14 protein-coding genes are annotated in these 13,449 nt (G+C 59.9%); all 14 read left to right on the forward strand.

Annotated elements, in window-relative coordinates; translation table 11 throughout:
* The first annotated feature begins 3 nt into the window (after positions 1-3).
* The 14 genes from VOI23_RS00955 (at position 4) to VOI23_RS01015 (ending at position 13,439) form a co-directional block, all read left to right on the forward strand.
* Positions 4-612, forward strand: a complete 609-nt coding sequence (locus VOI23_RS00955; protein ID WP_323780170.1) for a hypothetical protein — start codon at positions 4-6, stop codon at positions 610-612.
* Entirely contained in the window at positions 609-1,025 is a 417-nt protein-coding gene (locus VOI23_RS00960) for a DUF6950 family protein (protein ID WP_323780173.1), read from the forward strand. The genes VOI23_RS00955 and VOI23_RS00960 overlap by 4 nt, the downstream gene beginning before the upstream one ends.
* Positions 1,025-5,437, forward strand: coding sequence for a hypothetical protein (locus tag VOI23_RS00965; RefSeq protein WP_323780176.1), 4,413 nt, complete (start codon positions 1,025-1,027; stop codon positions 5,435-5,437). The genes VOI23_RS00960 and VOI23_RS00965 overlap by 1 nt, the downstream gene beginning before the upstream one ends.
* Complete coding sequence (locus tag VOI23_RS00970) at positions 5,437-5,832, forward strand: tail fiber assembly protein (protein WP_323780180.1); 396 nt, start codon at positions 5,437-5,439, stop codon at positions 5,830-5,832. The genes VOI23_RS00965 and VOI23_RS00970 overlap by 1 nt, the downstream gene beginning before the upstream one ends.
* Positions 5,829-7,001: a hypothetical protein gene (locus VOI23_RS00975; protein WP_323780183.1), complete on the forward strand. Its 1,173-nt coding sequence runs from the start codon at positions 5,829-5,831 to the stop codon at positions 6,999-7,001. Before VOI23_RS00970 ends, VOI23_RS00975 begins: the two co-directional genes overlap by 4 nt.
* 5 nt (positions 7,002-7,006) lie before the next feature.
* The gene (locus VOI23_RS00980) at positions 7,007-7,528 is read left to right on the forward strand and encodes a DUF4376 domain-containing protein (protein WP_323780185.1); all 522 of its coding nucleotides are present in this window, start codon (positions 7,007-7,009) and stop codon (positions 7,526-7,528) included.
* Positions 7,529-7,671: 143 nt separating this feature from the next.
* Positions 7,672-7,875, forward strand: coding sequence for a Com family DNA-binding transcriptional regulator (locus VOI23_RS18545; protein WP_158509089.1), 204 nt, complete (start codon positions 7,672-7,674; stop codon positions 7,873-7,875).
* Positions 7,847-8,752 (forward strand): DNA cytosine methyltransferase, encoded by a 906-nt coding sequence (locus VOI23_RS00985; protein WP_323780188.1) that lies wholly within the window; start codon positions 7,847-7,849, stop codon positions 8,750-8,752. Before VOI23_RS18545 ends, VOI23_RS00985 begins: the two co-directional genes overlap by 29 nt.
* Positions 8,753-8,793: 41 nt before the next feature.
* Positions 8,794-9,408, forward strand: a complete 615-nt coding sequence (locus VOI23_RS00990; RefSeq protein ID WP_323780191.1) for a DUF6932 family protein — start codon at positions 8,794-8,796, stop codon at positions 9,406-9,408.
* Complete coding sequence (locus VOI23_RS00995) at positions 9,401-10,348, forward strand: hypothetical protein (protein ID WP_323780193.1); 948 nt, start codon at positions 9,401-9,403, stop codon at positions 10,346-10,348. Before VOI23_RS00990 ends, VOI23_RS00995 begins: the two co-directional genes overlap by 8 nt.
* 444 nt (positions 10,349-10,792) lie before the next feature.
* A complete protein-coding gene (locus VOI23_RS01000) occupies positions 10,793-11,293 on the forward strand; it encodes a YbjN domain-containing protein (RefSeq protein WP_323780196.1) in 501 nt (166 codons plus the stop codon).
* Positions 11,294-11,333: 40 nt separating this feature from the next.
* On the forward strand, positions 11,334-12,149 hold the full coding sequence (gene proC / locus VOI23_RS01005; RefSeq protein ID WP_323780198.1) for a pyrroline-5-carboxylate reductase: 816 nt from the start codon (positions 11,334-11,336) through the stop codon (positions 12,147-12,149).
* A complete protein-coding gene (locus VOI23_RS01010) occupies positions 12,142-12,480 on the forward strand; it encodes a tRNA-binding protein (protein WP_323780201.1) in 339 nt (112 codons plus the stop codon). The genes proC and VOI23_RS01010 overlap by 8 nt, the downstream gene beginning before the upstream one ends.
* Positions 12,477-13,439: a D-glycerate dehydrogenase gene (locus VOI23_RS01015; protein ID WP_323780204.1), complete on the forward strand. Its 963-nt coding sequence runs from the start codon at positions 12,477-12,479 to the stop codon at positions 13,437-13,439. Before VOI23_RS01010 ends, VOI23_RS01015 begins: the two co-directional genes overlap by 4 nt.
* Positions 13,440-13,449 lie beyond the last annotated feature (10 nt).

Here is a 13,449-nt window from a genome sequence, read left to right on the forward strand (position 1 = left end):
TCCATGCGCAACTACGACGCCACAACCGTTGCCTATCTGACCGGCCAGACCGATCTGGTGGCCTATGGCCTGTTGTGGGTGACCGCTAAGGATCGCGATACCGGCGCCCCTCAAACGCTCGGGCTCTGGACCGGTGACGATCACCACGACTTCGTCATCGGTGGTGAAACCCGGACTTATTACGGTGCGGGTGCAGTTCTGGGCCTGGGCAGCATCACATCGCAAGTGGGGCTGGAGGTGCGCATGCAGCGGTTTTCGTTGAATGCGCTGAGCACCGAGGTGGCCCAGTTGCTGCGCGGTTATGATGCGCGCTTTGCCCCGGTCGAGCTGCACCGCGCGCTGTTCTGGCCGGAGTCGATGACGCTGGCGGCCGAACCGCACCGATTGTTCAAGGGCTTTGTCGATGAAGCCCCGATCACCACGCCCCCGAAAGGCGGGACAGGACGGGCGGAAATCGTTGCGGCCTCGTCGGCCCGGATGCTGACCATTCCCCTCTCGCTCAAGAAATCCGACCAGACACAGCGCCAGCGCGGCGACGACCGTTTCCGCCGGTACATCGATGTCAGCGGTCAGGTGGATGTCTGGTGGGGTCAGACGCGGAGGACCGAATGATGCAGCGTCTGCCCGACTGGAAGCCGCGCCTGGTCCGGTATCTGGAACGAACAGCCCACGAGCCATTCAAGCCCGGTCAGCACGATTGCGCGCTCTTTTTCGCAGGTGCCGTCGAAGCCCAGACCGGTGTGGATTATGCCGCACCCTACCGGGGGCGTTACACCACACTGCGCGGCGGGCTGCGGGTGCTGCGCAAAGATGGCTTTGCCGACCATATCGCGTTGGCGGCCCATCATCTGCCTGAAATCGCCCCTGCCTTCGCATGGCCCGGCGATGGCATGGTCGTCGATACCGACGACGGCCCCGCGCTTGGTATCTGCCAGGGACAAATGATCTATGTTCTGGGACCAACCGGCGGCGCTATCCTGTCGCGCCTGCGGGCCATGCGCGCCTTCGCAGTGGGCGATCGCTGATGCCTGTTATCGGGAACCTCATAGCTCTTGCGGCAATGCCAGGAACGCTGACGTTTGCTGGGGTTGCCGTTCAGGGGATGTTTGGCCGGTTGCTCATGACCGTGGCGGTCTCGGCGCTACAGGCTGCCCTTCAGGCGCCCCCGCGTTCCGCCGGGCTGAAGACATCGACCACCGCAGGCGGCGGCACCAATCCTCTGAGCTTCATTCTGGGCAGATACGCTACCGGCGGCACGATGGTCTGCCCTGCAATGTCGCATTCGCGCCCCAACAAGAACCGCAACCTCTATCTGACCTATGTGATCGAACTCGGCGATATTCCAGGACAGACGCTGGAGGGGCTGTTCATTGATGGCAACCGCGTCGAACTGGGCGAAACACCGCATGCAGATTATGGCCTGCCAGTGCTGGGTGTTCACCAGGACCGGGCGTGGGTCAAGTATTACGACGGCAGTCAGACGGCAGCCGATCCGATGCTACTGGCCAAATATGCCGATTACCCGGATCGGCCGTGGTCGGCCGACATGGTTGGGACGGGTCTGAATTATGCGATCCTGACCTTCCAATATGACAGCGAGGTCTATAACGGCCTGCCCCGCGTCCGGTTCGAAATGGGGGGCATACCGCTCTACGACCCCCGGCTGGACACCAGTGTGGGCGGCTCTGGACCCCAGCGATGGGCCGACAAAACGACCTGGGCACCATCCGGCAATATCGGGGTGCAGGTCTACAACATCCTGCGCGGAATAGAATTGCCTGGGGGGAACATCTGGGGCGGGCGTGTGCCGGCGTCAGACTTGCCCTTGGATGTCTGGTTTGCGGCCATGAACGAATGCGACATCGCGATTGCCCTGGCAGGCGGCGGGACCGAGCCGCAATTCCGCGCGGGCTTCGAAATCACGGTCGACGAGGAGCCTTCAAAGGTCATTCAAGAGCTGTTGAAAGGCTGCGGCGGACAGCTTGCCGAGGTTGGCGGCATCTGGTCAACTCGGATCGGCCCGGCCACCCTACCGGTCTATTTCTTCACCGATGACCATCTTGTCGTCAGCAAATCGCAAGACCTGACCCCCTGGCCTGGTCTTTCGCAGACCTATAACGGCGTGTCGGCAAGTTTCCCCGACCCGGAAAGCAGCTGGGAAACCTCGGACGCTCCCGCCCGATATTCCGATGAATACGAAGCGCAGGATCAGGGCAAGCGGCTGATGGCCGATCTGAGCCTGCCTGCCGTGCCATATCCTGATCAGGTGCAGCGGGTGACGCGGGCCTATCTGGAAGACCAGCGCCGCTTCCGCCGGCACGGTCTGACCTTGCCGCCCGCAGCCGCGCTTCTCGAACCGCTCGATGCGGTGTCCTGGACATCTGAGCGCAATGGCTATGCGTCAAAGCTGTTCGAGATTTCCGAGCAAGACAATCACATATCCACCTGTCTTCAGCGCGCATCAATGCGCGAGGTCGACCCTTCGGATTACGACTGGGAACCGGGCTTCACCCTGCCGCGCAGTCCCGCCACGGGTGGCTGGACGCTGCCCGCCGCGCAGCCGGTCGAAGGGTTTGGCGTTACCGCGACAACGATCGACGATGCCACCAGCACCGCACGGCGTCCGGCGCTGTCGCTGGTTTGGGACCCCGATCTGGGCGACACCGCGCGCGGTATCGCATGGGAAATCCGCCTGACCGCTACCGCCGAAGTGGTGCTGCGTGGATCGACGCAGGATGTGGCGGCTGGCGGATATGTGGTGTCGGATGGGGTCCTGCCCGCGACCGGATATGAGGTCCGCGCCGATCTGGTACAGGACAGCCCGACGGCCTGGACGTCCTGGGTGCCGGTGATCACGCCGGATGTGCGTTTGGGCGCGGCAGATATCGCCGCGACGATCACCGGCGCGATCGACGCGGCCCAGGCCGATGCTGACGCGGCTGCAGCCCGTGCCGAAGAAGTGCTGGCCGATGCCAGCGGTCAGGTCGATGTGCTGCGCGGGGAGACCACCGCCGCCGTCAACGAGCTGATCACCGATATCGACACAGCCGTGGGCCGTGTAGGCGATCTGGAAACCGGCATGGGCGACAGGATCGATGATATCGCGCGGATCGACCGGGATCTGGAATTGCGCATTCCGCGCGAGCTGCAGACCGATCAGGCCGTCGAAGACATCAACCAGATGCTGCTTTCGGCGCAGTTGGGTCTGTCTGGGTTGTCGTCGCGCATGGCCTCGGCCGGGATCGTGGTCGATCCTGAAACCGGCCGGGTCAGTATCGAAGCGGTGTCTCGGATCGATGACGAACTGGGGACCGTGCGCGCCGATTTCGACGCGGCGCTCGCCTCGATCGAGCTACGCGCAACCTATACCGATATGGCCATCGCCATTGCCCAGGCGCAGCTCGATCCAGCGGATATGCCGATCCTGACCGATTTCAGCGGACGGCTCAGCGTCGCGGAGGCCGATATCGACGCGCTGGAGGGGGCGATCACCCTTAAAGCAGACACGCTGACGGTCACAGGCCTGTCGGCCACCCTGACACAAGCTGTTTTGGATATCGACAGTCTGGAGGCCGAGATCGCGCTGCGGGTGACGCAGACCGATTTCAACGAGCTGGCGGCGGATGTCTCGGATGTGCAGGTGTCGCTGTCCGCTTTTGACGGGGCGCGTTTCGGCGTGGCGCTGTCCGATATTCACCAGGCGCGGCAAGACCTGGAAGACCAGGCGATCGCCAGCTTGAGCCAACTTCTGGACATGCACAGCGCCGCTGAGACACAGCGCGCCGATCTGGCCTATCTGCGGCAGGATATGGTTGCGCTGGTCGATGAGGACCGCGAAAGCCTTGCGCAGGTCAGCACTGCGCTTGGCGTGGCCTATGCCGATGCTGTTGCGCTGATCGAGGCGGAAACAACCGCCCGGGCCACCGAGACAACGGCGCTGGCCGAGGACATAACGGCGATGGAGGCCAGCGTCGGCGATGTCGAGGCTGGTCTAACCGAGGTCAATAGACTTGAGGCAGACAGTGCCAGCGCCGCCGCCCGGGCGCTGCACCAGGTGCAGATCGATCTGGGCGTGGTCAGCGGTGACCTGGCGGGCCAGGTCGAGGCGATCGACACGCTGGATGGCCGCGTCGAGAACACCGCGGCCGGGCTTGTCGCCGCCGCCAATTCCCGCCGCCAACTGACCGCTGGTATCAGCCAGGCTGGCGAGGAGGCCGCGCTGGCTGCCCTGCGGGCGCTGCTGTTTGATCACGGCGGGCGCGAAGCGCTGCAGGCCGCACTTGCGGTCGCGCGTTCTGATTTCTACGCCCGCGTCACTGATGGGGAGGAGGCGACGGCAGGTTCGGTCGAGGAACTGACTGTCGGTCTGGGCGATGCGGTATCGCAGATCGTGACCGAGCGGATCGCCCGTGTCACGGCGTTGCAGGCAGAAGCGCTGGCGCGCGAAGCGCTTGCCGTCACATTGGGCGAGGCAGAGGCCGCGATCACGTCCGAGCAGCTTGCCCGCGCCAATGCCGACAGCGCTTTGAGCGGGCGGATCGATACGGTAGAAGCGAGTGCCGGTGCGAATGCCGCCGCGATCACCTCCGAACAGGTTGCCCGCGCCGATGCCGACAGCGCTTTGAGCGGGCGGATCGATACGGTAGAAGCGACCTCCGGGGCGAATGCCGCTGCGATCACCTCCGAACAGACGGCCCGCGCCAATGCCGACAGCGCTCTGAGCGGTCGTGTCGATACGGTAGAGACGACTGTCGGGTCGATATCTGCCACCGTGACACAGCAGGAGACGGCGATCACGACGCTCGAAGGGTATGCCGCTGCAACTCTGACATGGCGCGTTGGTGCCGGTGGGGCCTCGGCGGGGATCGAGCTGGTCGCGGCGGATGATCCGGTAGACGGGCCGACCGAACTGATCCGGCTCAATTCTCAGCACATCAAGCTCGACGGTAATGTCGAGGTGACGGGCAGCTTCATGACCGGCACTCTGCTGGCGCAGACGGCGTGGATCAGTACCGCAATGATTGCCAACGCGCAGATCGGCACATTGCAGGTGGCTGGGGAGTCGATCACCCTCGACTTTGACGCCACAGAGACCACGCCTGCCGGGGATACAGGCTACACCACATCCAGCGACCCCTGGTCTGATTACATGTCGATCACCGTCGATCAGGTCGAAGACGCCCAGTCGGTGATCATTGACGCCGACGTAGTGCTGCTGGTGGCAAGCAATGCTCCTTGGTCGTTGCGGCTGATCCGCAATGACACGGGGGGCGTTCTGCACTCTATCGGCTCCGAGACGGCGCAGGCCGCGATCCATATCAGAGGCAAAGCGTCACCGGCCGGAAAAGGCCTCAAAACATACACCCTTCAATACCGTCTCGGCTCCGGTCTGGGTATCGAGAACGCTCGCCTTAGTGCGGAGGTGAAATACCGCTGATGCTTCATAAGTTCGTTATTTTTGAGACTGAGACCGGACGGATCACCGGTACCGTCACCGGCAGCCGGCGCAGCGTTGCCCATGCTCTGCCCCCGGGCCGGGCCTTCATGGCAGGCACCGCCGACCCGGCCCAGCACCGCGTAGAACATGGCCGGATCGTGCCGATCGGTCTGGCGTCAAAGAAAAGCAAAGAACGCGGGCTTGCAACCCGCGATGCCCGCGCCCGCCGTGATCGTCTGCTGGCCGACAGCGACTGGTCGCAGTTACCTGATGCACCGGTCGATCGATCAGCTTGGCAGACATACCGCGCAGCACTACGCGATGTCACCGAGCAACCCGGATTTCCCCAACAAATCAACTGGCCCACGAAACCGGGCCGAGAGGAGAGCAAATGAGCTGGATCAAAACGGGCACGATCAGTGTCACCAATGGCAGCGCCACGGTCACAGGTGCCGGAACAAGCTGGGTCGGCACCGCACAGGCTGGATATGGCATCCTCATGCCGAATGGTCTGCTTTACGAAATCGAGGGGGTGGTGAGCGACGCGTCGATCACGCTGGCCAAGGTATACGAAGGCACGACGCAGACCGGCCAAGCTTACGCCATTGTCCCGACGCAGGGTCTGACCGCTGTCCTTGTTGATGCGGTCAATGCGCTGATGACCAACTATCAGGGCGTCTATGACACCATCGGTCAGGGCAAGTTCCCGGATGGGTCGCTGAGTGCGGGTGGGGTGCGGTTTACCAGTGATGAAGACACCGGCATCCGACGCACTGCAGCGAATGCCGCTTCTTTGATGGCCGGTGGGGCCGACATCATTGAGTGGCTGTCTAGCAGCATTAAGCTTCACAAGACGGTAACTGGTGATGCCGTGCAGTCAAGCGCCACAGACACCACCGCTGGGGTGTTGCTGACGCTGGGTGCTTTCGGGCTGGGCAACCTATCTGGCCCTCCCCTATGGCCGAATACCTCCCTCAATGACTGCACCGGCGTTGGGGCAGGAATATATGGCGTTAATGGTGATCATGACCTTGATGGGCGTCTTGGGGCTGTTGGGGTTGTTTACTTTACCCCTAGAATTAATTCACTCAACCAGTTTGTTCAGACATTTTATACGACTAGCGGGGAAATCTACAATCGTGCGTCAAATGGCGGAACTATAGATGATCCGGTGTGGGATTGGCAGTCTGTACTCAGGTCGACAACGGGCGGGATCACAACGATCAACGGTGCGGTCATCCAGGCGCTCACTATCACTATTGCCGATGACGCCGTAGGCGAAGTGGAGCCAAAAAATAAAGGCGGATATATATTTTTATCATCAGATAACGATAACGACTATCCGGGTAGCGTTACCCCGGTGGTTGCATGGTTCGATGTCGGTACGTCATCGGCATGTTTCCAAATTTTCACCGCTGCGCGAGGAGCGGTGTCCACTGGCGCGATGACTGGCACAACTGGGACGGACGACTACATTACTGTTTCCGCGCACTCCGACGGTAAGCTCTATATCGAAAATAGGAGCGGTCAGTCCAGAAAATACACAATTCACATTTTGGGGTAACGGAAATGCAAACAAATAAAATCAGCGCAACTAAGTGGCAGATAGTTGACGATACCGACCCGGAAACCGTGGCAATCTCCACCTTCTTCGGTCGGCCCGGCATGACCGAAGCGGAAGTGATCGCCTCGTATGCCGAAGCAAAAAACCCACCAGCCCCAAGCGAGGCACAGCTGCGGCAGCTGAAGTTTTCCGCTTTGTCCGATCTCCGCTGGCAGCGCGAGACCGGTGGGCTGGACCTCACCGGCGGTGCGCGGATTGTCACCACCCGCGAGAGCCAAGCGCAGATCGCTGCCACGGTCCAGTCTATCAGTGCGGGGATGATCTCTGAGCCGATTGACTGGAAGCTTGCAAGCGGCTGGCAGCAACTCACCACGGCGCAGATACTCGCCATTGCAGGTGCTGTCGCTGCGCATGTCAAAGCCTGCTTTGCTGCGGAACGGGCCGTCTCTGAGCAGATGGACCTCGTGACAGGCGATCTGTCCGGTTTCGACATCAAGGCGGCCTTCGACGCGGCTTATAGCGCCTGACCTTAGCGGGAGGCCGGACCGCGCATAAACGCGGCCCGACACGGGGCCTAAACTTCTCACAGCAGGACCCCGCCGACCAGACTAAGCTTATGGCCGCTCCTCACCCACCGGTGGGCGGCCCCAAGCTAAAGCGATTCTACCGAATGGAGAAAGAGCAACGTTGCGCCCAATGCGGCCGACTGCTATTCAAGATGATAGGTCTCGTGATCAGCGGATCGATCTCGATCAAATGCCCGCGATGCCGTATTCTTAACACCCTGAGGCCCCTAGAGAGCCCTTCACCCAAGCGACCAGATCGCGACGGAAAAGAGGTCTCATGTGGCTGTTTGTCCCACCTCAAGACATGAAGAAATTTTCGGCGTCAGCCTTTGTGCTGGCGTCGGAGGACTGGATCTCGGGCTGCACCTGGCAGAACCCGGATATCGAACCGTGTGCTATGTCGAGCGAAACAGTTTCGCCGCGGCCACTCTCGTGGCGCGGATGGCGGACGCGTCCCTGGCTGCGGCTCCTGTCTGGGACGATCTGCGATCCTTCGACGGCCGAGCGTGGCGCGGAAAGGTTCATCTCCTCTCTGCCGGATATCCCTGCCAGCCGTTCACGCTCTCTGGGCTACGCCGCGGCGAGGACGACCCCCGCCACCTATGGCCGCAGGTCGCGCGCATCGTCGAGGAGATCGGCCCGGAATGGTGCTTCTTCGAAAACGTCCCCGGCCATCTCACCCTCGGCCTCCAGGACGTCGCCCGAGACCTTCAAAGAATGGGCTACCGGGTTGCAGCGTGTGTCCTATCAGCGGCGGAAGTCGGCGGGTCGCATACCCGCGAAAGGTTGTTCATTCTGGGCCACGCCGACCTTCAAAGGATCGGGGAATCGCGCCTGCATCCAGATCGGCCCGAGCGGGTTGGCGTTTCGCAACGATCTGAACCAAACGGGCAGCCAGATGGGGCTGAAGAACCAGGTAGTGTCCTGGACACTCCTGTGGGATCTGCTGACGGCTGTAGGCTGGACGGGTACGCGCTTCCCCACTTCCCACCCGAACCGGGTGATATTGCTAAATGGCGAGAAACACTCGACCAACGGCCTGACCTTAAACCCAGCCTTCTCCGATTGGATCATGGGCTGGCCTCCGGGATGGACCGAACCGCTGCGGCCGGTAACGGGGTGGTCCCGTTGGCTGCGGCACGGGCGTGGATCATGCTAAGAGAGGCGTTGGCCGATACATCATGACCCCTTTGCCTTGATCAACTGCGTAGTTTCAAGCAGTGTACGTGAAAGTTGATTCTGAGTATAATATGACTATCCCTGATTTTGCCTCAAACGGGTGCTTGCCTCCTTTCGTCAACGGGAATCCGACCAACCCGGCGCATAGATCTCCTTATGACACGAGCATGTTTCAAGTTGTCGAACGTTTCTGCTCCTCTGGTGAACGAGCAAAACTCCTTTTGGGATTGAACGAATACCGCAAGCACCTATTCGAAGGGGGTTTCGTCAGTGGCTCTCAGTGGGTAGACGGAAGTTTCGTCGAGGACGTTGAAGCCAAGCATAATCGCCCCCCCAGCGATATTGACGTAGTCACGTTGTTTCACCGGCCGCTCAAATACCAAATTGACCAAGCGACGTGGGTTGATGACTACCAGAAAACTCTTCATCGGGAGTTCTTTGATACTGGTCGGATGAAAGCTACCTTCAGGTGTGATACATACGCTATTGATCTAGACGCCGGTGCGAGCTCGCTGGTTCGCGACACTGTGTACTGGGGAGGCCTGTTTAGTGACATTCGCGGATCAACAGAAAAGAAAGGAATTCTCTGCATACCGCTAGCAGTCGACAAAGCGGAGTTCTTCGCGGTTAGAGATGCAATAGGGAGGAATTGCAATGTCTGATCTGCTGTCCATTGCCGACCTCCGCCATCAAAAGGCTGAGCTTGAGGCACTGATTCAGAGCATTGACTCGCCATCGGACATCGTGGCGAAAATGAACTATGAGTCTCGTCTGAGGTCTATCTCAGAAAAACTTCAGTTGGCCGAGCAGAAAGATGCGAACATCGCTGAGGTGTCGGTGCTCTTCGACGGAAGCCCAGTTCGCGGGACTTCCTCAATTGATGCGGGTTTCGCTGCTCATGCCCTACTGCACTTTCAGGGGATTGTGACGCGACTATTTTCGTCCAGCCTAAAAGGCCAGTTACAAAGTAAAGGGAAAATCAAGGGGTCAGATCTGGCGCAGCTAAACCTGAGCGGGCTAGCTACAGGATCGTTTGGCTTTGTGCTTGAGGAAAAAAATGCGGATCAGTCTAGTGTTATGAAGACCCCGCTTAGGGAAGCCATAGAAGAAGCCGCCGCCCTGTTTGAAGAACTTTCTCAAGAGGACGATGAAGATTTTCTCATCGACGTAAATGACATCAATCCACGTGTTTTTAACGAGATCAGCAGCTTCTTTAACCACCTAGAAAAGAACAATGCTACGTTTAAGGCCCACCTGCGCGACAAATCATGTTCGCTGGACCATGCTGCCATTCATCGCGCATATACAAGAATCTCTGCGACCGAAGTGAATATACGAAAAGAGACATGGATTGGTAAGCTGGTTGGACTGACCCCAATCAAGCGAAGCTTCGAGTTCAGAAAGCATGATGAGCAGACAGTTCATACCGGGAAGTTTAGCCAGCAAATCAGTCAGGACTACTTAGAGCGCATCGAGCGCCACGATGGCTTCATGCTGGGAGCCACATATAGAGCAACGATCGAGGTTGGAACGTTGAGGAAACCTGACGGCTCTGTGAGTACTACCTACACTGCGCTGGACCTTCAGGAGGTTAGTGAGTGAAGCCTATCTACGTTGGCAACTGTTCAATGACGCTTTTAGCACCGTTCAAGTAGTACTGTTTCGTCGGAACACTTAGCTCAAGCTTGGGGGGTAACGTCAGGCCGCCCTCTCAAAAACCGTTCTGCTGCAGACATAAGTGTCAAACACTGCAAATTTCGCTGACCGGCTACACCGGCTACAACCGGCTACAGCTACATCTGGCAGACGCCGCTTGTCACACCGCTTGCGAACGCAAAGCGGGCCGGCTTGTGCCTCAATATTCAGCGCGAACATGCCATTCATCCACAACTTATTGCGGTTATCCCCAAAATTTAGCTTTACAGGGGAATCTTTGAAGCCCACCATATCTTGTAGGACGGGGGGACACGTCCCCGACCATTAGAGCAGGCAACAAGCGCTTGGGGCGCGAATTCGCCCTAGTGCCAAGCAAAATGAGGTGGCGTCATGGCATTGTCCGAGCAGTTTTTGCATGAAGATCTGCACCCGATAGATATCGTCGAATATATCGCCGAACATCACCAATGGGATTTCGACCGGATCGGTGAAGATCAGATCGCCATGGTCGTCGAAGGTCAGTGGCGCAACTACACCCTGACTCTGGCATGGTCGGCACATGATGAAACGCTGCGGTTGATCTGCACCTTTGAAATGGAACCACCCAAGGACCGGATTCCGTCACTTTATGAAACCCTGAACGCGGTCAATGATCAATGCTGGGCAGGGTCTTTCACCTTCTGGGCGGAACAGAACCTGATGGTGTATCGCTATGGTCTGGTACTGGCGGGCGGGCAGGAAGCCTGCGCCGAACAGATCGACACCATGATCAATGCCGCCGTGCTGAGCTCAGAACGCTATTACCCGGCGCTGCAACTGGTGGTGTGGGGAAACCGCTCAACCGAAAACGCAATGCAGGTCGCCATTGCAGAGGCTTACGGCCGCGCGTAACACTGCCCCCCAAACCGGAAAGTAAGGCAAGGGGGATTTCATGGATATGGATCATGTCGCCAGCAATGGCTTGGTTTTGCTGGGCTGCGGCAAGATGGGATCGGCGATGCTGGCCGGTTGGCTGAAGCAGGGATTACCAGCCAAATCGGTCTGGGTGATCGACCCTAAACCATCTGACTGGCTGCAATCGACCGGCGTTCATATCAACGCGGATTTGCCGAAAACTCCCGCCGTGGTCTTGATCGCGGTCAAGCCACAGATGATGGGTGATGCGCTGCCCACGCTGGCGGCGATGGGCAATGGCAAAACCGTGTTCATTTCGGTCGCCGCAGGCACCCCGATCGCGCAATTCGAACAGGTTCTTGGCTCCCAAACCCCGATCGTGCGGGCGATGCCCAACACCCCTGCCGCCATTGGCCGGGGCATCACCGCGATCATCGGCAACGCCCATGTGAGCGGTGCTGCGCTGAATCTGGCCGAGACGTTGCTGACCGCCGTGGGTCAGGTTGTGCGGCTGGAAAGCGAAGACCAGATGGATGCGGTCACCGGTCTGTCCGGGTCCGGCCCGGCCTATGTGTTCCACCTGATCGAAACGCTGGCCGCTGCGGGGCAGGCTCAGGGTCTTTCCGCCGAACTGGCGATGCAACTGGCCAAGGCGACGGTGGCAGGTGCCGGGGCGCTGGCCGAAGAGGCAGAAGAAGATCCGGCGCAGCTGCGGATCAATGTGACCAGCCCCAACGGCACAACGCAGGCAGCACTAGAGGTATTGATGGATGAAACGAACGGCTTCCCGGCGCTGCTGAAACGCGCGGTCAAGGCAGCCACCGACCGTTCGAAGGAGCTGGCCAATGGCTGAAATCAGTTTTGACGATTTCATGAAAGTGGATATTCGCGCCGGACGCGTGGTCCGGGCCGAACCCTACCCCGAGGCGCGGACACCCGCGATCAAGATGTGGATCGATTTCGGAGACGAAATCGGCGAGAAGAAGACCTCGGCTCAGGTCACTGCGCATTACACTCCCGAAAGCCTGACTGGCAAAATGGTGATGGCGGTGGTCAATTTCCCGCCGCGCCAGATTGGCAAGTTCATGTCCGAGGTTCTGGTTCTCGGCGTGTCGGACCCCGAGGGCGGCATCGTTCTGGTCGCCCCGGATCAGGAAGTCCCCCTGGGCGGGAGAATGCATTGACACGCAAAACACCCCGGGTGTTGATCGCCCGCCCGATGCCGCCCGCCGTGATGGCGCGTGCCGAAGCCCTGTTCGATGTCGAAATCCGCGACAGCAACATCCCGATGACCGGGTCGGAAATGCGCTCGGCGCTGGCGCTTTATGACGGCATGATGCCAACGCTGGGGGACCGGTTTTCGGCCGATATCTTTGCCGAATTCGGTCGACCGCGTTGCAAGATTCTGGCGAATTTCGGGGTTGGCTATAATCATATCGACGTCGCGGCGGCGCGCGATCACGGGGTGACGGTCAGCAATACACCGGGCGCAGTCACCGATGCGACCGCCGATATTGCGATGACACTGCTGCTGATGAGCGCCCGGCGCGCCGCAGAAGGCGAAAGACTGGTACGGTCGGGCAACTGGACCGGCTGGCACCCGACCCAGATGCTGGGTCAGCAGGTCAGCGGAAAAACGGTGGGCATTATCGGCATGGGCCGGATTGGGCAGGCAATCGCGCAGCGCTGCCATTTCGGCTTCGGGATGCAGGTGCTTTACTCCAACAGGTCGCGCAAAGAAGTCGGCCTTCCAGCCCGTCAGGTCAGCCTGATCGAATTGGCCGAACAGTCTGATTTCATTGTCGTCGCGGTTCCCGGCGGCGCCGAAACCCATCACATGATCGGGACCGCGGTTTTCGACGCGATGCAGGACCACGCCCATTTCATCAATATCGCGCGCGGCGATGTTGTCGACGAGGCGGCGCTGGTCGACGCCTTGCAGGCCGGGCGCATCGGCGGGGCGGGACTGGATGTTTACGAATTCGAACCCGAGGTGCCGCAGGCGCTGACCCGGCTCGACAATGTCACACTGCTGCCACATCTCGGCACTGCGGCGCTGGACGTTCGGACCGCGATGGGACTGATGGCGTTGGATAACCTGAAGGCGTTCTTTGATGGGGAAACACCGCCGAACGCGGTTTGAATCGATCAAC

Source organism: Thalassovita sp. (genome assembly GCF_034670005.1).
Taxonomy (GTDB): domain Bacteria; phylum Pseudomonadota; class Alphaproteobacteria; order Rhodobacterales; family Rhodobacteraceae; genus Thalassobius.

Coding starts and splice junctions, on each gene's coding strand:
- VOI23_RS01010 (WP_323780201.1), top strand. CDS start 12,142: ATGGCTGAAATCAGTTTTGACGATTTCATGAAAGTGGATATTCGCGCC.
- VOI23_RS00955 (WP_323780170.1), top strand. CDS start 4: ATGCGCAACTACGACGCCACAACCGTTGCCTATCTGACCGGCCAGACC.
- VOI23_RS18545 (WP_158509089.1), top strand. CDS start 7,672: ATGGAGAAAGAGCAACGTTGCGCCCAATGCGGCCGACTGCTATTCAAG.
- VOI23_RS00980 (WP_323780185.1), top strand. CDS start 7,007: ATGCAAACAAATAAAATCAGCGCAACTAAGTGGCAGATAGTTGACGAT.
- proC (WP_323780198.1), top strand. CDS start 11,334: ATGGATATGGATCATGTCGCCAGCAATGGCTTGGTTTTGCTGGGCTGC.
- VOI23_RS00970 (WP_323780180.1), top strand. CDS start 5,437: ATGCTTCATAAGTTCGTTATTTTTGAGACTGAGACCGGACGGATCACC.
- VOI23_RS00975 (WP_323780183.1), top strand. CDS start 5,829: ATGAGCTGGATCAAAACGGGCACGATCAGTGTCACCAATGGCAGCGCC.
- VOI23_RS00965 (WP_323780176.1), top strand. CDS start 1,025: ATGCCTGTTATCGGGAACCTCATAGCTCTTGCGGCAATGCCAGGAACG.
- VOI23_RS00995 (WP_323780193.1), top strand. CDS start 9,401: ATGTCTGATCTGCTGTCCATTGCCGACCTCCGCCATCAAAAGGCTGAG.
- VOI23_RS00960 (WP_323780173.1), top strand. CDS start 609: ATGATGCAGCGTCTGCCCGACTGGAAGCCGCGCCTGGTCCGGTATCTG.
- VOI23_RS01000 (WP_323780196.1), top strand. CDS start 10,793: ATGGCATTGTCCGAGCAGTTTTTGCATGAAGATCTGCACCCGATAGAT.